Origin of the sequence: Stenotrophomonas geniculata ATCC 19374 = JCM 13324 (assembly GCF_001431625.1) — a bacterium.
Taxonomy (GTDB): Bacteria; Pseudomonadota; Gammaproteobacteria; order Xanthomonadales; family Xanthomonadaceae; genus Stenotrophomonas; species Stenotrophomonas geniculata.
In genome coordinates this window covers 66,500-90,784 of sequence record NZ_LLXT01000136.1, presented here as the reverse complement: position 1 = coordinate 90,784, position 24,285 = coordinate 66,500, and the positions used below count along the sequence as shown (strand labels likewise).

Below are 24,285 nucleotides of genomic sequence, written 5' to 3'. Positions count from 1 at the left end.
TACATGGACGTACTTGCAGCGGCCCCCAGACAATCCGCCCGCCCGGCCCAATCACATGATCCCGCTTCCACGAACCACCACCGCAGAGGAGGCTCAGCCCGGTGGCCGGAAAACCTCAATACCCCGCCGCCTGCCCATCCTTGCGGCTCTCCGACGCGCCGTAATACACGCCCGTCTCCGGATCACGCATGATCGCCTGGTACCCGCCATACGGGCCGTCGGCGAACACGATGCGATGTCCCTTGCGCATCAGCGCGCGCACCGTTTCATACGGGAAGCCGGTTTCCAGATTCACTTCGCCGCCGTCGGTCATCGCCGTGGCCTGCCCGGTCGGTTCCGTTGAACCTTCGTGCTGGATGCGCGGCGCATCGCCGGCTTCCTGCAGGTTCATCCCGAAGTCCACCAGGTTCATCACGATCTGCGCGTGGCCCTGCGGCTGCATCGCGCCGCCCATCACGCCGAAGCTGGCGTACGGCTTGCCACCCTTGGTGATGAAGGCCGGAATGATGGTCTGGAACGGGCGCTTGCCCGGCGCATAACCGTTGGGATGATTCTTCTGCAACACGAACATCTCGCCACGGTCCTGCAGGATGAAGCCCAGCCCCGGCGGCGCCATGCCACTGCCCATGCCGCGGTAGTTGGACTGGATCAGCGACACCATCATGCCGTCGGCATCGGCCACGGTCATGTAGATCGTGTCGCCCTCCTCCAGCTGCTTCGGCGTGCCCGGCTGCACTTCCTTCAACGCCTTGTCCATCGAGATCAGCGCGCGGCGCTGCGCGGCGTACTCCTTGGAGATCAGCTTCTGCACAGGTGCCGGCTGGAATGCCATGTCGGCGTAGAAGCGTGCACGGTCGGCGAAGGCCAGCTTCTTCGCTTCAACGAACAGGTGCACATGCTCCGGTGAACCGAACGGGATCTTCGAGAAGTCGTAGCCTTCCAGCACGTTGAGTATCTGCAGCGCGGCAATGCCCTGGCTGTTCGGCGGCAGCTCCCACACGTCGTAGCCACGGTAGTTGCTGCTGACGGGCTCGACCCATTCACCATGGTGGTCGGCCATGTCCTGGTAACTCAGGTAGCCACCGTTGGCCTTGAAGTAGTCGCCGATGGTGCGGGCGATGTCCCCCTTGTAGAAGGCGTCGCGGCCGCCGTCGGCGATCTTCTGCAGGGTGCTGGCCAGGTTCGGGTTCTTCCACATCTCGCCCTTGCGCGGGGCATGGCCGTTGATCGTGAACTGCTCCTTGAAGCCCGGGTACTGCGACAACTTCGGCACCGAGCGGTCCCAGTAGTACGCGATCACTTCGGCCACCGGGTGCCCTTCGCGGGCATAGCGGATGGCCGGCGCGAGGTTGTCGGCCATTGGCTTGCGGCCGAAGCGTTCGTGCAGCGCGAACCAGCCATCGACCGCGCCGGGCACCGACACCGGCAGCGGGCCGGTGGCCGGAATGTCCTTCAGGCCACGGCGCTGGAACTCGGCCAGGGTGAGCGATTTCGGCGAGCGGCCCGAGCCGTTGTAGCCATAGAGCTTCTGCGTCTTCGGGTCCCAGACGATGGCGAACAGGTCGCCGCCGATGCCGTTGCCGGTGGGCTCCATCAGGCCGAGCGCGGCGTTGGCGGCAATCGCAGCGTCCACTGCCGAACCGCCGCCCTTCATCACGTCCAGCGCGATCTGGGTGGCCAGCGGCTGCGACGTGGCGGCCATCGCGTGCGGGGCGATCACCTCCGAACGGGTGGCGAAGGTCTGGCCGGTAATGCGGTCGGCGGCGAAGGACAGTGCAGGCATGGCGGCGAGCACGGCGGTGGCGAGCAGGGAACGGGCAAGGCGTCGGGACACGGTCGGGTTCCGATGGAAGGGTGGTGCTCCGATCTTCGCCGCTGCGGCCTTCACGCGGTATCGGGCAGAGGTCATGGGCGATGGTCTTTCGGTGGGTGCGGACCCAGGCCCGCACCCACCAAGGCGAAAACAGCCCGGATTCCGCGCAGAAACCGCTCTGAAAGGAGTGAATTCGGGTTCATCGAAAAACTTTCAGCGGCAACCATCCTTGTGCCGCAAGCGATTGCGCTGGATGCGCCGGAAACCGATAGAAAATCCGTCGCGAGGGTTGACAGCGCCGAAATGGCTGTGTTTCTCTCGATCACATGTTGCATCACAACACGCCACCGCGACCCCACATCGAAGCCGCCGACATCGGCGCCGCCTCGCTGCGTTCGATTCTTGTGCTCGTACTTATTACCCAGCCAACAGGTGCGGGACGAGCCAGCGTGTAAGCAACAAACACACCGGAACTCATCAAAACCCGCACCCGCCCAGGTGCGGGTTTTTTCATTTCAGGACCTGGTTTCAGACGCAACCACCATGAACAACGCCAACTTCAAAACCTGGACCAGCACCGCCACGACGCCTCGTAGCGGCTGTGCCTGTGCGACGCATGGCGCCTCCTCCACCGCTTTCCCCTGACCGGCCGGCACGTCACCTTCGACGACCGGCCGTTCTTTTTTCTTCCCACCGCAAGGAACCTCCCCCATGAGCACCAACGACCTGCCCCAGACCAAGATCGCCGTCATCGGCTACGGCAGCCAGGGCCGCGCCCACGCACTGAACCTGCGCGAATCCGGCTTCGACGTGGTGGTAGGCCTGCGTCCGGGCGGCCCGACCGAGGTCAAGGCACAGGCCGATGGCTTCACCGTCAAGGCCCCGGCCGATGCAGTGAAGGATGCCGACCTGGTTGCCGTGCTGACCCCGGACATGGTGCAGAAGAAGCTGTACGACGACGTGCTGGCGCCGAACATGAAGCAGGGTGCGGTGCTGTTGTTCGCGCACGGCCTGAACGTTCATTTCGACATGATCAAGCCGCGTGACGATCTCGACGTGGTACTGGTCGCACCGAAGGGCCCGGGCGCGCTGGTCCGCCGCGAGTATGAAATCGGCCGTGGCGTGCCGTGCATCTGGGCGGTCTACCAGGACAAGAGCGGCAAGGCGGCTGAGTACGCCCTGGCCTATGCAGCCGGCCTCGGCGGCGCCCGCGCCAACCTGATCCAGACCACTTTCAAGGAAGAAACCGAGACCGATCTGTTCGGTGAGCAGGCGGTGCTGTGTGGCGGCGCCTCGGCGCTGGTGCAGGCCGGTTTCGAGACCCTGGTCGAAGCCGGCTACCAGCCGGAGATCGCCTATTACGAAGTACTGCACGAACTGAAGCTGATCGTGGACCTGTTCTACGAAGGTGGCATCTCGCGCATGCTGGAATTCATCTCCGAAACCGCGCAGTACGGCGACTACGTCAGCGGCCCGCGCGTGATCGATGCCGGCACCAAGGCACGCATGAAGGAAGTGCTGAAGGACATCCAGGACGGTACCTTCACCAAGAACTGGGTGGCCGAGTACGAAGCGGGCCTGCCGAACTACAACAAGTTCAAGCAGGCCGACCTGGAACACCCGATCGAGAAGGTAGGCAAGGAACTGCGCGCCAAGATGGTCTGGTTGCAAGGTCAAGCCGCGTAACAACGCGGCACCCCCACCCGCTCTGCAAGGTCCCCCATGAACTCTCCCACACACCGCAGCGCGCCGCCCAACGGCGCGCGCTGGCTGACCCAGGCGCTGGAGGCCGAGGGCGTCCGCACGCTGTTCGGCTATCCCGGCGGCACCATCATGCCGTTCTACGACGCGCTGGTGGATTCGTCGCTGAAGCACATCCTGGTGCGCCACGAGCAGGGTGCAGCGCTGGCGGCCAATGGCTTCGCCCGCGCCAGCGGCCAGGTCGGCGTCTGCGTGGCCACCTCCGGCCCCGGCGCCTCGAATCTGGTCACCGGCATTGCCGACGCGATGCTGGATTCGGTGCCGATGGTCTGCATCACCGGCCAGGTCGGCACGCCGCTGCTGGGCACCGACGCCTTCCAGGAACTGGATGTGTTCGGCCTGACGATGCCGATCGTCAAGCACAGCTGGCTGGTGCGCAGCGTCGATGATCTGCCGCGCGTGGTGGCCGATGCCTTCCGCATCGCCCGCGAGGGCCGTCCCGGCCCGGTGCTGATCGACCTGCCCAAGGATGTGCAGCTGGCCGATGCCAGCCATCTGCCGGTGCATGTGCCCAGCAGCGTCGAACCGCCGCCGGCGCCGGCCGAGGCCGCCATCGCCGAGGCGATCGCCGCACTGGCGGCGGCCGAGAAGCCGGTGGTCTACGCCGGTGGCGGCATCGCGCTGGGTGATGCGGTGCAGGACCTGCGCGACTTCGTCGAGGCCAGCGCCATCCCCACGGTGATGACCCTGCGTGGCCTGGGTGCGCTGCCGGCCAGCCATCCGCAGTCGCTGGGCATGCTGGGCATGCATGGCACCCGCGCGGCCAACATGGCCGTGCAGGAAAGCGACCTGCTGCTGGTGCTGGGGGCGCGCTTCGATGACCGCGCCACCGGCAAGCTGGCCGAGTTCGCGCCATTCGCCCGCGTCGTCCACATCGATGCGGACGCTTACGAGATCTCCAAGCTGCGCAGCGCCGACGTCGCCGTGCCTGGCAATGTCGGCCATGCCATCCGTGCCCTGCGTGCGGCCTTCCCCTCCCCCAGGGCCCACCAGGATGCATGGCGCAAGCGTTGCGCGCAGCACCGCGATCGCTTCGCCGCCCGCTACGATGCACCCGGCCAGCACATCTACGCGCCGGCGTTGCTGAAGCGCCTGAGCGAGCTGGCCCCGGCCGATGCGGTGATCGCCTGCGATGTCGGCCAGCACCAGATGTGGGTGGCCCAGCACTGCCGCTTCAACCACCCGCGCAACCACCTGACCAGCGGCGCGCTGGGCACCATGGGCTTCGGCCTGCCGGCGGCGATGGGCGCGCAGTTCGCCTGCCCCGACCGCACCGTGGTGCTGGTGTCCGGCGATGGCAGCTTCATGATGAACGTGCAGGAGCTGGCGACCATCGCCCGCTGCCGCCTGCCGGTGAAGATCGTGCTGCTGGACAACAGTTCGCTGGGCATGGTGCGGCAGTGGCAGGAGCTGTTCTTCGCCGAGCGTTACAGCGAAATCGACCTGTCCGACAACCCGGACTTCGTGGCATTGGCGCAGGTGTTCGGCATCGCCGCCACCCGCGTCGACAACCGCGACGACGTGGAAGGCGGCCTGGCCGCGTTGCTGGCCGAACCGGGCCCGGCACTGCTGCACGTGGCCATCGATGCACGCGCCAACGTGTGGCCGCTGGTGCCGCCGAACACCGCCAACAGCACGATGCTGGAAAGCAACCCCGCCCATGCCCGCCAGGAGACCCCCAATGCAATACCGGCTTGACCTGGTGCTGCACCCGGCCGAAGGCGCGCTGCTGCGCGTGATCGGCATGGCCGAGCGTCGCGGCTTCGCGCCGCGTGCGATCAGCGGTGCGCCGGTGGCCGCCGACGATGGCCGCTGGCACCTGCAGCTGGTGGTGGATGGCCAGCGCCCGGCGGAAACGCTGTGCCGGCAGATCGAGAAGATCTACGACTGCGTGTCCGTACAGGTCACCGCCGTGGAAGGAGTATCGCCATGAACACCCGTACCGTAGCGACCACGGTGCCGGTACGGAGGCGTCTTCTTCGTCGCCCGTGCCCGCACGCGGCGGTCTTCGGCACCGCGCTGGTGGCCCATGCCGGCCGCTGATGCCAGCCAGGAAAGCGATGTCGGCGACGTAAGCGTTGCCGACGTTCTGGCCGCGCAGGCCCGCCTGCGCCGCTTCCTGCCGCCCACCCCGCTGCACCATGCCGAGCGCTTCGGCACCTGGCTGAAGCTGGAGAACCTGCAGCGCACCGGTTCCTACAAGGTGCGCGGCGCCTTGAACGCTCTGCTGGCCGGCCGCGAACGCGGCGACACCCGTCCGGTGATCTGCGCCTCGGCCGGCAACCACGCCCAAGGCGTGGCCTGGGCCGCCTACCGTCTGGACGTACCGGCCATCACGGTGATGCCGCATGGCGCGCCGGCGACCAAGATCGCCGGCGTCGCCCATTGGGGCGCCACCGTGCGCCAGCACGGCAACAGCTACGACGAGGCCTACGCCTTCGCGGTCGAACTGGCGCGGCGCCACGGCTACCGCTTCCTGTCCGCGTTCGATGATGCCGACGTGATCGCCGGCCAGGGCACGGTCGGCATCGAACTGGCCGCGCATGCCCCTGACGTGGTGATCGTGCCGATCGGCGGCGGTGGACTGGCCTCCGGCGTGGCCCTGGCGCTGAAATCACAGGGCGTGCGCGTGGTTGGTGCGCAGGTGGAAGGCGTTGACTCGATGGCGCGCGCGATCCGTGGCGATGTCCGTGAGATTGCCCCCGTCGCCTCGCTGGCCGATGGCGTGCGAGTGAAGATCCCCGGCTTCCTGACCCGCCGCCTGTGCACATCGCTGCTGGACGACGTGGTGATCGTGCGCGAAGCCGAGCTGCGCGAAACCCTGGTGCGGCTGGCGCTGGAAGAACACATCATCGCCGAGGGCGCCGGCGCGCTGGCGCTGGCTGCCGGCCGCCGCGTCGCCGGCCGCCGCAAGTGCGCGGTGGTGTCCGGCGGCAACATCGATGCCGGCGTACTGGCCGGCCTGCTCACCGACATCCGGCCGCGCCCGCCACGCAAGCCGCGGCGACGGCGCAGCGAAACACCCCGCTCGCCCGCCAGGGCCAGCGCGCCGTCCTCCCCCACCTCTCCCCCTTCCCACCTGCAAGCCGCAACGCCCGCTGTCGAGGAGATTTCCCTGTGACCACCATCGAACGAATTACCACCCCGCGCATCCGCATCTTCGACACCACCCTGCGTGACGGTGAGCAGTCCCCCGGCTGCAGCATGAGCCCGCCGCAGAAGCTGGTGATGGCGCGTGCGCTGGACGAACTGGGCGTGGACATCATCGAGACCGGCTTCCCGGCCAGCTCGCAGTCCGACCGCGAGGCAATGGCGCTGATCGGCCGCGAACTGCGCCGCCCGAGCCTGAGCCTGGCGGTGCTGTCGCGCTGCCTGCAGGCCGACATCGAAACTTCCGCACGGGCCCTGGAAGCGGCCGCCAATCCGCGCCTGCACGTGTTCCTGTCGACCAGCCCGCTGCATCGCGAGCACAAGCTGCGGATGACCCGCGAGCAGGTCCTGGAGTCGGTACGCAAGCACGTAGCGCTGGCGCGTTCCTACATCGACGATGTCGAATTCTCGGCCGAGGATGCCACCCGTACCGAGCTGGATTACCTGATCGAGGTCTCGCGCGTAGCGATCGCCGCCGGCGCCACCACCATCAACCTGCCCGACACCGTCGGCTTCACTACGCCGGAAGAAATCCGCGCGATGTTCCAGCAGGTCATCGCCGGCGTCGCCGATGTACCGAACGCCGCCAATGTGATCTTCAGCGCGCACTGCCACAATGATCTGGGCCTGGCCGTGGCCAACTCGCTGGCCGCCATCGAAGGCGGCGCGCGCCAGGTCGAGTGCACCGTCAACGGCATCGGCGAGCGCGCCGGCAACTGTTCGCTGGAAGAGATCGCCATGGTGCTGAAGGTACGCCAGGCCTTCTACGAGCAGGACAGTTCGATCAACACCCCGCGCATCGTCGGCACCTCGCAGTTGCTGCAGCGCCTGGTCGGCATGCCGGTACAGCGCAACAAGGCCATCGTCGGCGCCAACGCGTTCGCCCACGAATCGGGCATCCACCAGCACGGCATGCTGCGCCATCGCGGTACCTACGAAATCATGCGCCCGGAAGACGTGGGTTGGGAGGACTCGCAGATGGTGCTGGGCCGCCACAGTGGCCGCGCCGCTGTTGAAGCGCGCCTGCGTGCGCTGGGCTTCTGGCTGGACGAAGACGAACTGAAACTGGTGTTCGAGCAGTTCAAGGGCCTGTGCGAACAGCAGCGCGTGGTCACCGATGCCGACCTGCAGACGTTGATGCAGGGCGGCTCCAACGCGCAGGGCTACCGCCTGGCCTCCATGACCATCAGCGATGTCGGCAGCCGCGCCAACGCGCTGGTCGAACTGTCCGACCCGGACGGCAACCGCGTGGCCGAGACCGCGCAGGGCGATGGCCCGGTCGATGCGCTGTTCGGCGCGCTGTCGGCCGCTACCGGCGTGCAGCTGATGCTGGACAGCTACCACGTGCACAGCGTCGGCATCGGCGCCGATGCGCGCGGTGAGGCCAACCTGAGCGTGCGCCACGAAGGCGTGGAGTACGACGGCACCGGCACCAGCAAGGACATCATCGAAGCCTCCGCGCTGGCCTGGCTGGATGTGGCCAACCGCCTGCTGCGCCAGCGCCAGGCCACCGCCCACAACAGCACCGACGTTCCCACCCCTGCCACCGCCTGAGGAACCCGCCATGAGCGCCTTCGACACCTTCACCCCGGCCAGCGCCGCTGGCCAGCAGTGGAACGCCCAGGACTATGCGATCGACGCCGGCTTCGTCCCGCTGCTCGGCGGCGCGGTCTCGCGCCTGCTCGACCCGCGCGCCGGTGAGCGCATCCTCGACCTGGGCTGTGGCGATGGCGTGCTCAGCACCGAACTGGCCCTGAGCGGCGCACGCATCCACGGCGTGGATGCCTCGCCGGAACTGGTGATCGCCGCCCGCGCGCGCGGTGTCGATGCCCAGGTGATGGACGGCCACGCACTGTCGTTCGACAGCGAGTTCGATGCCGTGTTCAGCAACGCGGCACTGCATTGGATGGGCACCCCGGACCGCGTGCTGGAAGGCGTACGCCGCGCGCTGCGCCCCGGTGGCCGCTTCGTCGCCGAGTTCGGCGGCCATGGCAACGTGGCCACGATCATCGCGGCCGTGCAGGCCGCACGCGTGGCGCACGGCCATGGCGCCAGCGCCTTCCAGTGGTACTTCCCGACGGCCGATGCCTACGCCGACCGCCTGCGCCAGCATGGCTTCCAGGTGCAGCTGATCGAGTGCACGCCGCGCCCAACGGCATTGCCGACCGGCGTGGCCGGCTGGCTGCGCGTCTTCGCCGCGCCGCTGCTGGACGACCTGCCAGCCGAGGCACGCGCTACGGTGCGCGAGGCCGCCACCGCGCTGCTGGCCGAGCTGCCGCGCAATGCCGCCGGCCAGGCGCTGGCGGACTACGTGCGGCTGCGCGTGCTCGCCCGCCGTCGCTGACTTGACCGTTCCGCTTTCTTTACTGATGTTCGCTATTTCGTACCTCTGCCAGGCATACGCATGACTTCCGCACCCCGCACCCTGTACGACAAACTGTGGGACGCCCACGTGGTGGTTCCCGAATCCGACAGCGCGCCCGCCGTGCTGTACATCGACCTGCACCTGATCCACGAGGTGACCTCGCCGCAGGCGTTCACCGAGCTGCGCGAGCGCGGCTTGTCGCCGCGCCGCCCGGACCGCACCAAGGCGACGATGGACCACTCCACGCCGACCCTGCCGGCCGCCGCTGACGGCACGCTGCCCTATGCCAGCGCCGCCTCCGAGGCACAGGTCGCCACGCTGGCGCGCAACTGCGCCGAGCATGGCATCGAGCTGTTCGACATGGCCTCGGACAACCGCGGCATCGTCCACGTGATCGCGCCGGAACAGGGCTTCACCCAGCCGGGCATGACCATCGTCTGCGGCGACAGTCACACCTCCACCCATGGTGCGTTCGGTTCGCTGGCCTTCGGCATCGGCACCAGCGAAGTGGGCCACGTACTGGCCACGCAGTGCCTGCTGCAGCGCAAGGCCAAGACCTTTGCCATCACCGTTGATGGCCCATTGGCGCCAGGCGTCGGTGCCAAGGACGTGGTGCTGCACATCATCGGCGTGATCGGCGTCAACGGTGGCACCGGCCATGTGATCGAGTTCCGTGGCAGCACCATCGAAGCCATGGACATGGAACAGCGCATGACCCTGTGCAACATGTCGATCGAAGCGGGTGCACGTGCCGGCATGGTGGCACCGGACCAGGTCACCTTCGACTTCGTCGCCCGCACGCCGCGCGGCCCCAAGGGCGCCGACTTCGACGCTGCCGTGGCGCGCTGGCAGCAGCTGCGCAGCGATGACGGCGCACGCTTCGACAGCGAAGTGCACATCCACGCCGCCGACATCCGCCCGACCCTGACCTGGGGCACCCATCCGGGCACGGCCATCGCAGTGGACGCGCCGATTCCGGCGGCCAACGATGCCGCCGCACAGAAGGGCCTGGACTACATGCACTTCCAGGCGGGCAAGGCGCTGGCCGGTACGCCGGTGGACGTGGTGTTCGTCGGTTCGTGCACCAATGGCCGCCTGAGCGACATGCGCGAAGTCGCGCAGGTCCTGCGCGGCCGCCGCGTCGCCGACCGCGTGCGCATGCTGGTGGTGCCGGGCTCGGAGATCGTCAAGCGCGAGGCCGAGGCCGAAGGCATCCACGAAATCGTGCGCGCGGCCGGTGCCGAGTGGCGCGAGCCGGGCTGCTCGATGTGCATCGCCATGAACGGCGATCTGGTCGCACCCGGCCAGCTGGCCGTGAGCACCAGCAACCGCAATTTCGAAGGCCGCCAGGGCCCCGGTTCGCGCACGCTGCTGGCGTCGCCGATGAGCGCGGCGTGGGCCGCTGTGAACGGGCACGTTGCCGATACCCGCGAACTGTTCGCACAGGAGGTGGCGTGATGGCCGGTTTCCGTACCCTGACCTCGGCCAGTGTGGTGCTGCGCCAGACCAACATCGACACCGACCAGATCATCCCGGCGCGGTTCCTGTCCACCACCGAACGTGCCGGCCTGGGCCGCAACGCCTTCAATGACTGGCGCTGGCAGGCCGACGGTTCGCCGGTGGCTGACTTCGCCTTCAACCAGCCGCACAACGCCGGCCGCAGCATCCTGCTGGCGGGCCGCAACTTCGGCTGCGGTTCCTCGCGCGAGCATGCGCCGTGGGCACTGACCGACCTGGGCCTGCGTGCCATCGTCAGCAGCGAGATCGCAGATATCTTCCGCGGCAACGCGCTGAAGAACGGCCTGCTGCCGATCGTGCTGGACGAGGCAGATGTGCAGGCGCTGATGCAGCGCCCGGACGACGCGCTGACCATCGACGTGGCTGCGCGCGAACTGCGCACTCCGGATGGCCGCGTCTATTCCTTCCCGCTGGATGGCTTCTCGCAGACCTGCCTGCTGGAAGGTGTCGACCAGTTGGGGTATCTGTTGGGCCGTGTCCCTGAAATCGAACGTTACGAGAGTGAGCATGCACGCTGAAATTGTTGTCCTGCCCGGTGATGGCATCGGCCCGGAAGTGGCCGCCGCCGCGGTTGCTGTACTGAAGTCCGTCGCCGGACGCTTCAACCACACCTTCACCTTCAGCGAGCACGATATCGGTGGCATCGCCATCGACCGCCATGGCGAGCCGCTGCCGGCGTCGACCCTGGCCGCCTGCCAGGCCGCCAATGCGGTACTGCTGGGCGCCGTCGGCGGCCCGAAGTGGTCCGACCCGAACGCCAAGGTGCGCCCCGAACAGGGCCTGCTGGCGATCCGCAAGGCGCTGGGCCTGTACGCCAACCTGCGACCGGTGCGCACCCACGAAGCCGCGCTGCATGCCTCGCCGATCAAGGCCGAGCTGCTGCAGGGCGTGGACTTCGTGGTGGTGCGCGAGCTGACCGGGGGCATCTACTTCGGCGACAAGACCCGCGACGCCGACAGCGCCAGCGACCTGTGCCGCTACACCGTGGCCGAGATCGAACGCGTGCTGCGCAGTGCCTTCCGCCTGGCGCAGCAGCGTCGCGGCAAGGTCACCTCGGTGGACAAGGCCAACGTGCTGGAAACCTCGCGCCTGTGGCGTGACGTGGCCGCGCGCATCGGCCGCGAGGAGTTCCCGGACGTTGCCCTGGAGCACCAGCTGGTCGATTCGTTGGCCATGCACCTGCTGGCCAAGCCGCGCGAGTACGACGTGATCGTGACCGAGAACATGTTCGGCGACATCCTCACCGATGAAGCCTCGATGCTGGCCGGCTCGCTGGGCCTGCTGCCGTCGGCCTCGCTGGGTGAGCCGGGCGCGGTGGGCATCTACGAGCCCATCCACGGTTCGGCCCCGGACATCGCCGGCAAGGGCATCGCCAATCCGTACGCAACGATCTTCAGCGCGGCGATGCTGCTGCGCCATTCGCTGGCCCTGGAAGCCGAAGCCGCCGCGGTGGAAGCGGCCGTGCATGCGGTGCTGGACGATGGGGTGTTCACTGCCGACCTGGCCGCCAAGGGCCAGGCCGTGAGTACCGCCGCCGCCACGGATGCGGTGCTGGCCAAACTCAACTGATCCGATGGCGCCACTCCATGCGTGGCGCCTCTCCCTTTGGTCATTGTGCGCAGCCACCCATGGGGTGGCTCTACTGTAGATCCACGCCATGCGTGGCTGCATTACTTGGTGGTGTACCCACCATTGACCAGGATGGTCTGCCCGGTCATCCACCAGCCATCGGTGACCAGGAAGCGGATCCACGGCACGATATCGGTGATATCGGTCAGGCCGGTGCGGGTGAACGCCGACAGCGCCGCCGCGGTCTTGTGATACGCCTGCGCATCGGCGCTCTCGGCCGGGTAGAAGAACGGCGTGTCCATCGGACCAGGGCCGATCGCGGTCACCGAAATGCCGCGCTCACCGAACTCCTTCGACGCCGCGCGGGTGAAGTGCTCGACTGGCGCCTTGGTACCGGCGTAGCTGGAATAGAACGGCGTGTAGGCACCCAGCAATGAGGTGACCAGGGTGCAGATGCGACCACCGTCGTTGACGTGGCGGCCGGCTTCCTTGAGGAAGAAGAACGCCGCCTTGGCGTTGACCGCGCTCATCTCGTCGTACTCCGCTTCGCTGATGTCCAGCAGCGGTTTCTTCAATACCTTGCCGACCGTATTGATGGCGATGTCGGGACGGCCGACTGCGGCCACGGCATCGGCGAACAAGCGCTCCATCACTGCCGCCGAGGTCAGGTCCCCCTGCAGGGCCACCGCCTTGCTGCCGGCGGCCTGCACGGCGGCGACGGTCGCCTCTGCATCGGCCTGGGTGGCGGCGCTGTTGTAGTGGATGACGATGGCTTTGGCGCCCTGTGCAGCGAAGTCGCGGGCGATCAGGCCGCCCAGGTTCTTGGCGCCACCAGCGATCAGCACGGTCTTGCCCTTGAGGGAATGGTCGGTCATGGCTTCGGTCTCGGGGAGGAGGCTGCCCGGGGTGGCAACCCTGCCCTGACGACGATATCGTGCAGAAAAAGCGGATAAAGCCCGCCACATTGACTTAACTTTCCAGAGCCAGCGAACAATGGACCGGATCGATCGCTTCCGCATCTTCACCCGGGTGGTGGAGTGCGCCAGCTTCACCCGCGCCGCCGACCAGCTCGGCCTACCCCGCTCCACCGTCTCGGCAGCCATTGCGGAGCTGGAGCAGCGGCTCGGCACCCGCCTGCTGCAGCGCTCGACCCGCCGGGTGTCCACCACCCATGATGGCGACGTGTTCCATGCCCGCTGCCTGCGCCTGATCGCCGAAGTCGAAGACGCTGAATCGCTGTTCCGGCAGGACGACGCGCAACCGGTCGGTTTGCTGAAGATCGACGTGCCCAGTCGCATCGGCCGTCGCATCATCGCTCCGGCGCTGCCCGGGTTCTTCGCGCAGTATCCGCAGGTGGAAGTCGACCTGGGCATGACCGACCGCGCGGTGAACCTGATCGAAGACGGTTGCGATGCGGTGCTGCGGGTCGGTCAGCTGGGTGACTCCAGCCTGGTGGCGCGCACACTGGGACAACTCGACTTCGTCAACGTTGCCGCGCCGGCCTACCTGCGCGAGCATGGTGTACCGCAGCATCCTGCCGACCTGCAGCAGCACCGCGCGGTGAACTATGCGTCGCCGACCACGGCACGGGTGGAACCGTGGGAGTGGCAGGACGGCGGCCAGCTGCGCACGCTGCCGATGCCCGGCTGGGTGCGGGTGAACAGCGCCGAGGCGTCGATCGCGTGCTGCGTAGCCGGGCTGGGCTTGCTGCAGATTCCGCGCTACGACGTGCAGGCGGAACTGCAATCCGGCGAACTGGTGGAAGTGATGCCGCAGTATGTGGCGCAGCCGTTGCCGGTGACTCTGTTGCAACCGCATCGGCACCACCGTGCGCTGCGCGTACAGGTGTTCATCGAATGGCTGCTGCCGGTGCTGCGGAGCGGCCTGCAGCTGCAGTAGCTCCACGCCATGCGTGGATGCATGCATCCATGCCAACCAAGGTTGGCACCTACCAGAGGCGGTGGCCGTAGAACCCGGGGCGTTATGCCCCGGATTCGTCCGGCTTCACCCGGAACCACGCCGCGTACAGCGCCGGCAGGAATACCAGGGTCAGCACCGTGCCCACGATCAGGCCACCCATGATCGAAATCGCCATCGAGCCATAGAACGCACTGCGCGACAGCGGAATCATCGCCAGCACCGCCGCCAGCGCGGTCAGCACGATCGGGCGGAAACGGCGCACCGTGGCATCGATGATCGAATGCCAGCGATCATGCCCGGCATCGATATCCTGCTGGATCTGGTCGATCAGGATCACCGAGTTGCGCATGATCATCCCCGCCAGTGCAATCGTGCCCAGCAGCGCCACGAAGCCGAACGGCGCGCGGAACAGCAGCAGGAACAACGTCGCACCGATGATGCCCAGCGGCGCGGTTACCAGCACCATCGCCGCACGCGAGAAGCTGCGCAGCTGCAGCATCAGCAGCGTGGTCACCACCACCAGGAACAGCGGCATGCCGGCCTTGATCGAGTTCTGGCCACGGGCCGAATCCTCCACCGTACCGCCGGTCTCCAGCAGGTAGCCACTGGGCAGTTCAGCGCGGATCCCGTCCAGCGTCGGCAGGATCTGGTGCACTACGTCCAGCGGCTGCATGCCGTCGCTGATGTCGGCACGCACGGTCACCGTCGGCAACCGGTTGCGGTGCCAGATGATGCCGTCCTCAAAGCCATACTCCATCGTCGCCACCTGCGACAGCGTGATGCTGCCGCCGTTGGCGGTCGGCATCGACAGGCTGGACAGCAGCTCCAGCTGGTTGCGCTCATCGGCCGGGCCACGCAGCAGCATCTCGATCTGGCGGTTGCCTTCGCGGTACACGCTCACCGACTGCCCAGCCAGCGAACTGGACAGGAACTGGCTGACCTGGGCACTGCTCACGCCCAGCGCGCGGGCGCGCTCCTGGTCGATCACCAGCCGCACTACCTTGCTCGGCTCGCTCCAGTCCAGGTTCACGTTCATCACGTGTGGGTTCTCACGCACCTTGGCTTCGACCTGGCGCGCGATCGCCTGCACCTTCTCGATGTGCTCGCCGGAAATACGCATCTGCACCGGATAGCCGACCGGCGGGCCGTTCTCCAGGCGGGTCACGCGCATCTGCACGTCCGGGAACTTCGGAATCACTTCGTGCAGCAGCCAGTCACGGGTGCTTTCGCGCGATTTGATGTCCTTGGCCAGCACCACGAACTGGGCGAAGTTGGTGGCCGGCAGCTGCTGGTCCAGCGGCAGGTAGAAGCGCGGCGAACCGGTGCCCACGTAGGAGACGTAGTTGGCAATGCCCTCGCGGCTGGACAGCAGCTTCTCCAGCTTCTCGGCCTGGGCCTGGGTCGAGCGCAGCGACGCACCCTCGGCCAGCTCGATGTCCACCATCAATTCCGGCCGGGTCGAATCCGGGAAGAACTGCTGCGGCACGAAGCGGAACATCATCAGCGAGAACACGAACAGCGCGATGGTCGCGGCGATCACCCACCAGCGGTGACGCAGGCAGCCATCGAGGAAGCGACGGAAACTGCGGTAGAACGGGCGCTGGTACGGATCATGGTCATGCCCGTGCTGCGGCGGCGCGATCAGGTTGGCCAGCGCCGGGTAGCGGTCGGCCCACTGCTGGCGCTTGGCATGCCAGCGCGCGGACAGGCTGCCCGGCTTCGGCGGCTGCGGATTGAACAGGTCCGGCAGCATCTTGTCGCCCAGGTACGGGATGAACAGCACCGCCGCGATCCACGACACCACCAGCGCGATGGTCACCACCTGGAACAGCGAGCGGGTGTACTCACCGGTGCTCGATGCCGCGGTAGCGATCGGCAGGAAGCCGGCCGCCGTGATCAGCGTACCGGTCAGCATCGGGAACGCAGTTGATTCCCAGGCAAAACTGGCCGCGCGCAGGCGGTCGTAACCCTGTTCCATCTTGGTGGCCATCATCTCCACCGCGATGATCGCATCGTCCACCAGCAGGCCCAGCGCCAGCACCAGTGCGCCCAGCGAGATCTTGTGCAGGCCGATGTCGAAGTAGTGCATGACGAAGAACGTCATCGCCAGCACCAGCGGGATGGTCACGCCCACCACCAGACCGGTGCGCAGGCCCAGCGAGAAGAAGCTGACCAGCAGCACGATCACCACCGCCTCGGTCAGTACCTGCACGAACTCGCCGACCGACTCTTCCACCGACTGCGGCTGGTCGGACACCTTGCGCAGCTGCATGCCGGCCGGCAGGGTCTTCTGCAGGCGTTCGAACTCGGCATCGAGGTTGGCGCCGAGCTTGAGGATGTCACCGCCATCCTTCATCGCCACCGCCAGCCCAATCGCCTCTTCACCCATGAAGCGCATCTTCGGCGACGCGGGATCGGCGAAGCCACGCTTGACCTCGGCGATGTCGCCCAGGTGCACGGTGCGGTCACCGGCGCGGATCGGGAACTGGCGGATCGCTTCGATGTCGTTGAACTGGCCGGTCACGCGCAGCTGCACGCGATCGGTGGCGGTCTCGAAGAAGCTGGTGCCGGTCACCGCATTCTGGTCGGCCAGTGCCTGCTGCACCTGCTGCATCGACACGCCCAGCGTGGCCAGCCGGGTGTTGGACAGCTCGATCCACACCTTCTCGTCCTGCAGGCCGACCAGGTCGATCTTGCCGACGTCGGGCACGCGCTGCAGTTCCAGCTGGATGCGGTCGGCGTAGTCGCGCATCACCGCATAGTCGAAGCCCTTGCCGGTCAACGCATAGATGTTGCCGTAGGTATCGCCGAACTCATCGTTGAAGAACGGGCCGACGATCTCGCGCGGCAGCGTCGGGCGGATGTCACCCACGCGCTTGCGCACCTGGTACCAGAGGTCCGGAATCTGCCTGGAACGCAGGCTGTCGCGGGCCATGAAGATGACCTGCGATTCGCCCGGGCGCGAGTACGAGCGGATGAACTCGTACTCGCCGGTGTTCATCAACGCCTTCTCGATCGGCTCGGTCACCTGCCGCGAGACCTGCTCGGCGGTGGCGCCCGGCCATAGCGTGCGCACCACCATCGCCTTGAAGGTGAACGGCGGGTCTTCGGACTGGCCCAGATGCTTGTACGACCATGCGCCGATCAGCGCGAAGGCGAGCATCGCAAACAACACCAGCGGACGATTGGCCAGCGCCCACTCGGAAAGATTGAAGCGGCGCACCGGCTTACTCCTTGGCCTTGGCGGCAGCCGCCGGCGTAGCCGGCTTCAGCACCGGGCGGTTCTGACGATCCACCGCGATCACCGGCTGGCCGGCGCGCAGCAGGTGTCCGCCGGCAGCAACCACCCAGTCACCCGCGTTCACGCCGGACAGTACCGGCACCGTCTCGCTGCCAAACGCCCCAGTGGTGACCGCTGCGGCCTTCAGCGTACTGTTGGCCGGATCGACCACCCACACGCTGGCGGCACCGTTGGCACCGCGCTGCAGCGCGCCGAGCGGCAGCTGCAGGGTGCCGTGGCGGCCGGCGCTGCTGTAGACGCGTGCGCTCTGGCCCAGTTCGACATCGGCCAGCGCATCGGCGGCCAGGCTGACGCGGGTGGCATAGGTGCGTGCCTGCGGATCGGCGGCGGCCGCGATCTCGCGGATCGTGCCCGGCAGGCGCTGGCCCGGACGGTTCCACAACTCCACCTCGACCGGCTGACCCACCGCATAGTCGCGGATGGTGGCCTCGGGCAGGTCGATCAGCACTTCGCGGCCACCATCGGCGGCCAGGTTGAAGATGGTCTGTCCGGCGGACACCACCTGCCCAGCCTCGGCCTCGCGGCTGGCGATCACGCCGTCAGCCGGTGCGCGCAGCTGCGCGTAGTCGGCCTGGTTGCGCAGCACATCGAGGTTGGCGCGGGCAGCGTTGGCCTGGCCCTGCGCCGCTTTGAAGGCGGCGGACTGCTGGTCCAGCTGCGAACGGCTGACCAGTTGCTGGTCGGCCAGCACCTGGTAGCGCTTGAGGTCGTCGCGGGCACGCACCAGGTCGGCTTCAGCTGCGGCCAGCTGCGCCTGCGAAGCGCGGGCCTGCAATGCGAAGTCGGCTGCATCCAGCTCGGCCAGCACGTCGCCCTTCTTTACCCGCTGCCCGGCATCGACATGGCGCTTGACCAGGTTGCCGCCGACGCGGAACGACAGCGGGCTTTCCTGGCGGGCACGCACCGTTCCCGGGAACGCCGCCGGCGCCTGTCCGGCCTGTTCGCCGGGGTGAACCACCAGTACCGGCACGGCCGCCTGCGGCGCCTGTTCCTGTCCCGAACAGGCTGCCAGCGCAGCCACCCACACCATACCGCCCATCCAGCGCACGATCTTCATCGGTCAACGTCCTGAAAACGCAGGGTTGCAACAAGGGGGAGCCGCGACTGCCGGCCCAATTTAATAAACCGGCCGGTATAGTATAAATATCGAACCGCTTGGTCTAGTATTGTTGCGATGAGTTCTTCCACTTCCCGCAAGCCGTCGGCCAAGCCTGCTGCCAAGGCCGCCGGACCCGGGCGCCCCAAGGATCTGGGCAAGCGCGCGGCGATCCTTGAAGCAGCCAAGGTACTGTTCATCGAACAGGGCTATACCGGCGTGAGCATGGACGCCATTGCCGCCCAGGCCGGCGTCTCGAAGCTGACCGTGTACAGCCACTTCGGCGACAAGGAAACCCTGTTTTCCGAGGCCGTGCAGTCCAAGTGCATTGAAATGCTGCCCGATGCCCTGTTCGTGGCCGACGCGGACGGCCCGCTGCGCGACCAGCTGATCGGCATCGGACTGGCCTTCTTCGAACTGATCACCTCCGACGCGGCGATCTCGATCCAGCGCATGATGATGGCGCCGGAGACCGACGAACGCCTGCGCGAGCTGTTCTGGAAGGCAGGCCCGGAGCGCACCTGCGAGGCCCTGGCTGACTTCCTGCGGGCACGCGCCGAGCGCGGCGAACTGGACATCACCGACTATTCGCTGGCTGGCGAGCAGTTCCTGACCCTGGTCAAGGGCGAAGTGCACATGCATATGATGTGCGGCATGCCACTGTCACCGGTGGAATGCGACCCTCTTGCCCATGTGACCGCCAGCATCGACTTCTTCCTGCGCGCCTATGCGCCGCGAGGGGCCGGGACGGCTGAATAACCAAAACTGAACGAACCGGAGGTCGCGATGACTTCCGGCACTGCGACCCCGGCCACCCGGCAGCTGATGCTCTGGGCGCGCCGCCGGCCTCCGGCACCGGTAAAATGGCCGGCCCACTGCGCTGGATTTGAACCTCATGACGATTGATTACGCCCACGCCCGCGAACTGATGGTGGAACAGCAGATCCGTCCCTGGGACGTGCTGGACATCAAGGTGCTCGACGTCCTGGCCCGCCTGCCGCGCGAGGCCTTTGTCGCCGATGCACACCGGGCGCTGGCCTACGCCGATGTCGAACTGCCGATCGGCCATGGCCAGAAGATGATGAAGCCGGTCATCGAGGGCCGTACCCTGCAGGCACTGGATCTGCAGCCGGGTGACGAAGTGCTGGAAATCGGCACCGGCAGCGGCTTCCTGGCAGCCTGCATCGGCGCGCTGGCGCGCGACGTGCTGAGCCTGGAGATCGACCCGGAACTGGCCGCCGCCGCGCGTGCCCGCCTGGATGCTTCCGGCCTCGGCACCAACGTCCGCGTGGAAGTGGCTGACGCCCTGTCCTGGCAGACCGAACGCCGCTTTGACGTGATCTGTGTCACTGGTGCGGTCGACGTGGTGCCGTCACAGTTCGCCTCGTGGCTGCGTCCGGGTGGTCGCCTGTTCGTGATCCACGGCCGCTCGCCGGCGATGGAGGCCCTGCTGGTCAAGGCCGACGGCAGCACCGAGTCCCTGTTCGAGACCGATATCGATTACCTGCGCGGTGCCGCCCCGGCACCCCAGTTCCACCTCTGAGTCCAAGGAAGCCGCAATGATCCGCCGATCCCTCGCTGTTGCGCTGGCCACTGCCCTGCTGCCGTTGTCCGCCCATGCCGCCGACCTGCTGCAGGTCTACGAAATGGCGCGCAACGGCGATCCGCAGCTGTCCGCCGCCGAATCGACCCGGCTGGTCGACAAGGAAGGCGCCGTGCAGGCGCGCGCCGCCCTGCTGCCGCAGATCAACGGCCAGGCCACGCTGAACCGCACGCGCAGCGAGCCGAACGCCGACATCAACTCCGGCTCGTTCACCAACAAGCGCCGCAATTACACGATCGATGGCAGCCAGACGCTGTTCAACTGGACCCAGATCAACAACCTGCGTTCGCAGCGTGAGCTGAGCAAGGCGGCGGACTTCACCCTCGATTCGGCCAACGACAGCCTGATCGTGCGCACCTCGGCGGCCTACTTCAACGTGCTGGTGGCGATCGAATCGCTGAACGCCGCACAGACCAACGAAGCGGCCGCGAAGAAGCAGTTCGACTTCGCCGACAAGCGCCTGGAAGTGGGCCTGGCGCCGATCACCGACGTGCACGAAGCCCGCGCCCAGTACGACCAGGCGCGCGCCAACACCATCGTTGCGCAGAACACCCTGGCCGATAACTACCAGGCCCTGACCGAACTGACCGGCCAGCCGGTGGCCAACCTGCGTGGCCTGCCGGCGGACTTCCGCCCGGAAGTGCCGGCCAACCGCGGCAACATCGACGAGCTGGTGCACCAGGCCACCACCCAGAATCCGGCGCTGAAGGCGCAGGAACTGAAGGTCAGCGCCGCCGAAGCCGGCGTGCAGGCCGCCCGTGGTGGCCACTACCCGACCCTGTCGCTGGGCGGCAGCTGGGGCAAGACCGCGACCTGGGGTGACAGCACCGGCGCCGGCTCGCTGTCGCCGGACGCGCGCACCAACAGCATCGGCCTGACCCTGAGCGTACCGATCTTCGCTGGCGGTGCCACCCAGTCCAACGTGCGCCAGGCGCTGGCCCAGCGTGACATCGCCCAGGATGGCTACGAGCAGCAGAAGCGTGCCCTGGACCGCAACACCCGCAATGCCTACCAGACCCTGGTGCAGGGCATCAGCGAAGTGGAGGCCCGCCGCCTTGCGGTAGTCTCGGCGCAGAGTGCATACGACGCGTCGCAGGTTGGCCTGGAAGTCGGTACCCGTACCGTGCTGGACGTGATCCAGAACCAGCGCATCCTGTTCTCGGCGCAGCTGGACTACGCCCAGGCCCGCTACACCTTCCTGCAGAACCGTCTGCTGCTGAGCCAGTCGCTGGGTGCGCTGGACGTGGCTGAGCTGCAGGACGTGAACCGCCTGCTGACCCAGGACGCCGGCAACCCGGCAACGACCACGCACTGAGTCGTCGCCCTGCCGGCAACCAAGAAGCCACCCGCGAGGGTGGCTTTTTTGTGGGCGGCGCGTACGGCCCGACCCACGCATGGCGCAGATCTGCCGGCCGTCAGCCCGGCCACGCGCCTGCCCGTTCCACTGCGGCCAGCACGCACAACGCCGTGGCCAGGGGCGCAAGCACCATTGCAGCACCCGGCATCGGCGCACGGACACGCAGTGTTGCCGGGCACAAGGCCGCCATCACCAGCAGGGTTGCTGGACCCGGCAGCACCGGCAATGCGCCGACCGGCGCTCCCAAGGCCAGCAGCGCCGCCGCCAGCACCACGGTGACCGGTATCAGCCGCGTCCGCAACCCGGGCGCTTCATCACCGGCCACAGGCCGGAGCTGCGCTGCCAGGTGTGCGGCCAGCGACAACAGCACCAGCAGCAGTGCTGCCAGCCCGGCCATGCCCGCCAGCGGCAGCAACGGCAGCAGCCACTGCAACTGCGGATGGCCCTGCAATGCCACCGACAACGGCCGCGTACTGGCCAATACCGGGAACTCGACCAGGCCGGCCTGCAACGCGGCCAGCATGATCAGCAGCAGCATCGCCAGCAGCAGCGCGGCCGCCAGCAGCCAGGGTGATCGCGTACGCGCCTGCCGGCCACGTCCGGGAAATCCCAGTGCCAGCCCCACACTGGCAAACACCCCCAGCAAGGGCACGCTTGCCGCCAGCACCCCGCCGGGGCCGAATCGGTAGGGCGCGGTGGCGTCCGGCAGCCACGGAATCCAGTTGGCGTAGTGCACGTGGCGAACCGCCAGCGCCAACAGCAACAGCCCGACACCGATCTTCACCGTCAACAACACGCAGACCGTCAGCGCGATGCGACGCGGGGGCAGCAGCACGAACCCACCCAACACCAGCAGACTGGTGACGGCCATCACCGGATCCGGCAGCGCGCTGCCGGTTTCAATACCGCGACTGGCAAACACGGCACGCGCGTGGCCGGCCGTGGACTGCGCCACGCCGGCGCTGGTCATCACCAGTTCCAGCAGCAGTGCAGCACCCAGCAGGCGCGCGGCTGCCGTGCCCCAAGCGGCCCGCAGCAGGCCGTGCAGGCCATCGGCTGCGGGCCGCTGCTGGTTCAGCACGTGCAGGCAATACAGCATCGGCGCCGTGCCCAGTGCGGCCAGCAGCAGACTCAGTACGATGGCCGGCCCCGCCTGGGCGGCGGTGTACTGGCCAACCAGGGCGATCACGCTGCCACCCAGCAGCAGGGTCAACGCCACCATCGCGAAGTGATCCATTCCCAGCAGCGCGTGCCGGCCACGGCGGTTATCGCTGTCCATCGCAAGCCCTCTTGAATCCGCACAAGCGCGGTCGACAGGAGGCTGGCAGCGTGCGCCAAGTGGCGGTATCAGAACCCGTACTGTGCGCACCGCGATGTGACCACAAACACGTTCGCAGCCACGCATCCGGTCCTGCTGCGACAGGAATCCGGCTGCTAAGCAGAATTGATGCAGTCGATCACGTCAGTCGGTCCGCGTAGCATCCGCCCTGGCGGTGTTGCTGCCCGGCTCAGCTGCGCGGCGGCGGCAGGTGTGGCGCGACCAGCGCCAGCGTGCGCTGCAGGGCACCGCGGCCATTGCTGACCAGCGTGCAACCGGCACGGGCCATGTCCTCGCGCGCCTGGGCGTCGTCCAACAGGTGCTGCAGCAGGTCACCTACCGCCTGCACGTCCTCGCCGATCAGCAAGGCACCGGCCTCTCGCATGCGCCGTGAGATCTCGGCGAAGTTGTGCAGGTGCGGACCGGTCACAGCGGCAGTGCCCATCGCCGCCGGTTCCAGCAGATTGTGGCCACCGATCGGCTGCAGGCTGCCGCCGACGAAGGCGACCTGTGCACAGGCATAGAACGGCATCAGCTCACCCAGGGTGTCGATGACGAAAACATCCGTGCCGGCCTCCGGCCATTGCTTCGCGCGACGGGTCGCCACGTTCCAGCCCTGCTCGCGCGCCAGCGCCTCCACCTTCGGGAAGCGCTCGGGGTGCCGCGGTGCCCACAGCAACAACAGGTCGGGGTGCTGCTGGCGCAGGCGCCGATGCAGGTCGATCACCGCCTGCTCCTCACCATCGTGGGTACTGGCCGCGATCCACACCGGGCGCCCGGCGGGCACGCAGGCATGGAACTGCTCGACGAAGCCCTGCACATCCGGCGTGGCGATATCGAACTTGAGGTTGCCCAGCGCCTGCACCTGTTCCCGCGCAGCCCCCAGCTGCACGAAGCGCTCGGCGTCGTCCTGCGACTGCGCGGCCACGCAGGTCACCGTGCGCAGCGCACGGCGGATCAGCGCCGCCAGCACCCGGTAACCGCGCAGCGAGCGCGCTGACAGGCGGGCGTTGAGGATGTAGACCGGAATACGGCGGTCGCGGCAGCCGAACAGCATGTTCGGCCACAGCTCGGTTTCCAGGATCAGCGCCAGGCTGGGCTGGAAGTGGCCGAGGAAGCGGTTGACGCTGCCCGGTACGTCGTACGGCAGATAGACGTGGTCCAGCGCGTCTCCCCACAGCGCGCGCACGCGCTCCGAACCGGTCGGGGTGATGGTGGTGATGACCCAGCGGATGTCCGGACGCTGCTGGCGCAGGGCATTGACCAGTGGCGCGGCGGCGTTGACCTCGCCCACTGAGACCGCGTGCAGCCAGACCCGCGGCTGGCCGGTCGGCTGCGGATACGAGGCATAGCGCTCGTCCCAGCGCCGGAAGTATTCACGGACCCGGAAACCGCGCCAGACCAGGTGGTACACGGTGATCGGCAGCAGGATGTAGAGCACGGCCGAATACAGGCCGCGCAGGATCCATTCGACAGGGTCTTTACGCATGCGGCAAGGATACGGGAGCCCCCCG

The 24,285-nt window shown here is 67.5% G+C and carries 19 protein-coding genes; 13 read left to right on the top strand and 6 right to left on the bottom strand.

All coding sequences use genetic code 11. The features are described from left to right. Window positions 1–115: 115 nt before the first annotated feature. The gene (gene ggt / locus ARC63_RS17825; protein WP_057503971.1) at window positions 116–1,909 is read right to left on the bottom strand and encodes a gamma-glutamyltransferase; all 1,794 of its coding nucleotides are present in this window, start codon (window positions 1,907–1,909) and stop codon (window positions 116–118) included. 615 nt (window positions 1,910–2,524) lie between these two features. Here ggt and ilvC point away from each other — a divergent pair. The 9 genes from ilvC (at window position 2,525) to leuB (ending at window position 12,176) form a co-directional block, all read left to right on the top strand. Then, window positions 2,525–3,499: a ketol-acid reductoisomerase gene (gene ilvC, locus ARC63_RS17815; RefSeq protein WP_010480761.1), complete on the top strand. Its 975-nt coding sequence runs from the start codon at window positions 2,525–2,527 to the stop codon at window positions 3,497–3,499. Window positions 3,500–3,535: 36 nt separating this feature from the next. Beyond that, window positions 3,536–5,272 (top strand): acetolactate synthase 2 catalytic subunit, encoded by a 1,737-nt coding sequence (ilvG, locus tag ARC63_RS17810; RefSeq protein ID WP_043400196.1) that lies wholly within the window; start codon window positions 3,536–3,538, stop codon window positions 5,270–5,272. Beyond that, window positions 5,256–5,507 (top strand): ACT domain-containing protein, encoded by a 252-nt coding sequence (locus ARC63_RS17805; protein ID WP_005410947.1) that lies wholly within the window; start codon window positions 5,256–5,258, stop codon window positions 5,505–5,507. Before ilvG ends, ARC63_RS17805 begins: the two co-directional genes overlap by 17 nt. Before the next feature lie 96 nt (window positions 5,508–5,603). Further along, window positions 5,604–6,695 carry a threonine dehydratase gene (locus ARC63_RS17800; protein WP_057503970.1) on the top strand — a complete coding sequence of 364 codons (1,092 nt, stop codon included), beginning with the start codon at window positions 5,604–5,606 and terminating at the stop codon, window positions 6,693–6,695. After that, complete coding sequence (locus ARC63_RS17795; protein WP_019338809.1) at window positions 6,692–8,278, top strand: 2-isopropylmalate synthase; 1,587 nt, start codon at window positions 6,692–6,694, stop codon at window positions 8,276–8,278. The genes ARC63_RS17800 and ARC63_RS17795 overlap by 4 nt, the downstream gene beginning before the upstream one ends. Before the next feature lie 10 nt (window positions 8,279–8,288). Next, window positions 8,289–9,068 (top strand): class I SAM-dependent methyltransferase, encoded by a 780-nt coding sequence (locus ARC63_RS17790; RefSeq protein WP_057503969.1) that lies wholly within the window; start codon window positions 8,289–8,291, stop codon window positions 9,066–9,068. A gap of 60 nt (window positions 9,069–9,128) precedes the next feature. Then, on the top strand, window positions 9,129–10,547 hold the full coding sequence (gene leuC, locus ARC63_RS17785; RefSeq protein WP_049413322.1) for a 3-isopropylmalate dehydratase large subunit: 1,419 nt from the start codon (window positions 9,129–9,131) through the stop codon (window positions 10,545–10,547). Continuing rightward, window positions 10,547–11,125 carry a 3-isopropylmalate dehydratase small subunit gene (gene leuD / locus ARC63_RS17780; RefSeq protein WP_021202144.1) on the top strand — a complete coding sequence of 193 codons (579 nt, stop codon included), beginning with the start codon at window positions 10,547–10,549 and terminating at the stop codon, window positions 11,123–11,125. Before leuC ends, leuD begins: the two co-directional genes overlap by 1 nt. Further along, entirely contained in the window at window positions 11,115–12,176 is a 1,062-nt protein-coding gene (gene leuB / locus ARC63_RS17775) for a 3-isopropylmalate dehydrogenase (protein WP_057503968.1), read from the top strand. Before leuD ends, leuB begins: the two co-directional genes overlap by 11 nt. A 101-nt stretch (window positions 12,177–12,277) precedes the next feature. Here leuB and ARC63_RS17770 read toward each other — a convergent pair whose 3' ends face one another. Next, window positions 12,278–13,051, bottom strand: coding sequence for an SDR family oxidoreductase (locus tag ARC63_RS17770; RefSeq protein ID WP_057503967.1), 774 nt, complete (start codon window positions 13,049–13,051; stop codon window positions 12,278–12,280). 118 nt (window positions 13,052–13,169) lie between these two features. Here ARC63_RS17770 and ARC63_RS17765 point away from each other — a divergent pair, with 118 nt between their 5' ends. Beyond that, on the top strand, window positions 13,170–14,075 hold the full coding sequence (locus tag ARC63_RS17765) for a LysR family transcriptional regulator (RefSeq protein WP_043400179.1): 906 nt from the start codon (window positions 13,170–13,172) through the stop codon (window positions 14,073–14,075). Window positions 14,076–14,157: 82 nt separating this feature from the next. Here the strand turns inward: ARC63_RS17765 and ARC63_RS17760 are convergent, their stop codons facing one another. Both ARC63_RS17760 and ARC63_RS17755 read right to left on the bottom strand, forming a co-directional pair. Beyond that, the gene (locus ARC63_RS17760) at window positions 14,158–17,319 is read right to left on the bottom strand and encodes an efflux RND transporter permease subunit (RefSeq protein WP_057503966.1); all 3,162 of its coding nucleotides are present in this window, start codon (window positions 17,317–17,319) and stop codon (window positions 14,158–14,160) included. 4 nt (window positions 17,320–17,323) lie between these two features. Further along, window positions 17,324–18,454, bottom strand: coding sequence for an efflux RND transporter periplasmic adaptor subunit (locus ARC63_RS17755; protein WP_010480785.1), 1,131 nt, complete (start codon window positions 18,452–18,454; stop codon window positions 17,324–17,326). 117 nt (window positions 18,455–18,571) lie between these two features. On the opposite strand from ARC63_RS17755, the gene ARC63_RS17750 reads away from it, so the two are divergent. The 3 genes from ARC63_RS17750 to ARC63_RS17740 all read left to right on the top strand — a co-directional run bounded on the left by ARC63_RS17750 (window position 18,572) and on the right by ARC63_RS17740 (window position 21,411). Further along, window positions 18,572–19,252, top strand: coding sequence for a TetR/AcrR family transcriptional regulator (locus ARC63_RS17750; RefSeq protein ID WP_019338820.1), 681 nt, complete (start codon window positions 18,572–18,574; stop codon window positions 19,250–19,252). A 136-nt stretch (window positions 19,253–19,388) separates the two neighbouring features. Beyond that, window positions 19,389–20,036 carry a protein-L-isoaspartate O-methyltransferase family protein gene (locus tag ARC63_RS17745; protein WP_049398378.1) on the top strand — a complete coding sequence of 216 codons (648 nt, stop codon included), beginning with the start codon at window positions 19,389–19,391 and terminating at the stop codon, window positions 20,034–20,036. 16 nt (window positions 20,037–20,052) lie between these two features. Next, on the top strand, window positions 20,053–21,411 hold the full coding sequence (locus ARC63_RS17740) for a TolC family outer membrane protein (protein ID WP_057503965.1): 1,359 nt from the start codon (window positions 20,053–20,055) through the stop codon (window positions 21,409–21,411). Window positions 21,412–21,511: 100 nt separating this feature from the next. Here ARC63_RS17740 and ARC63_RS17735 read toward each other — a convergent pair whose 3' ends face one another. Together ARC63_RS17735 and waaA are read right to left on the bottom strand one after the other, a co-directional pair. After that, a complete protein-coding gene (locus tag ARC63_RS17735; RefSeq protein ID WP_057503964.1) occupies window positions 21,512–22,732 on the bottom strand; it encodes a hypothetical protein in 1,221 nt (406 codons plus the stop codon). Window positions 22,733–22,961: 229 nt separating this feature from the next. Next, entirely contained in the window at window positions 22,962–24,260 is a 1,299-nt protein-coding gene (gene waaA / locus ARC63_RS17730) for a lipid IV(A) 3-deoxy-D-manno-octulosonic acid transferase (RefSeq protein WP_049413335.1), read from the bottom strand. Window positions 24,261–24,285: the final 25 nt, after the last annotated feature.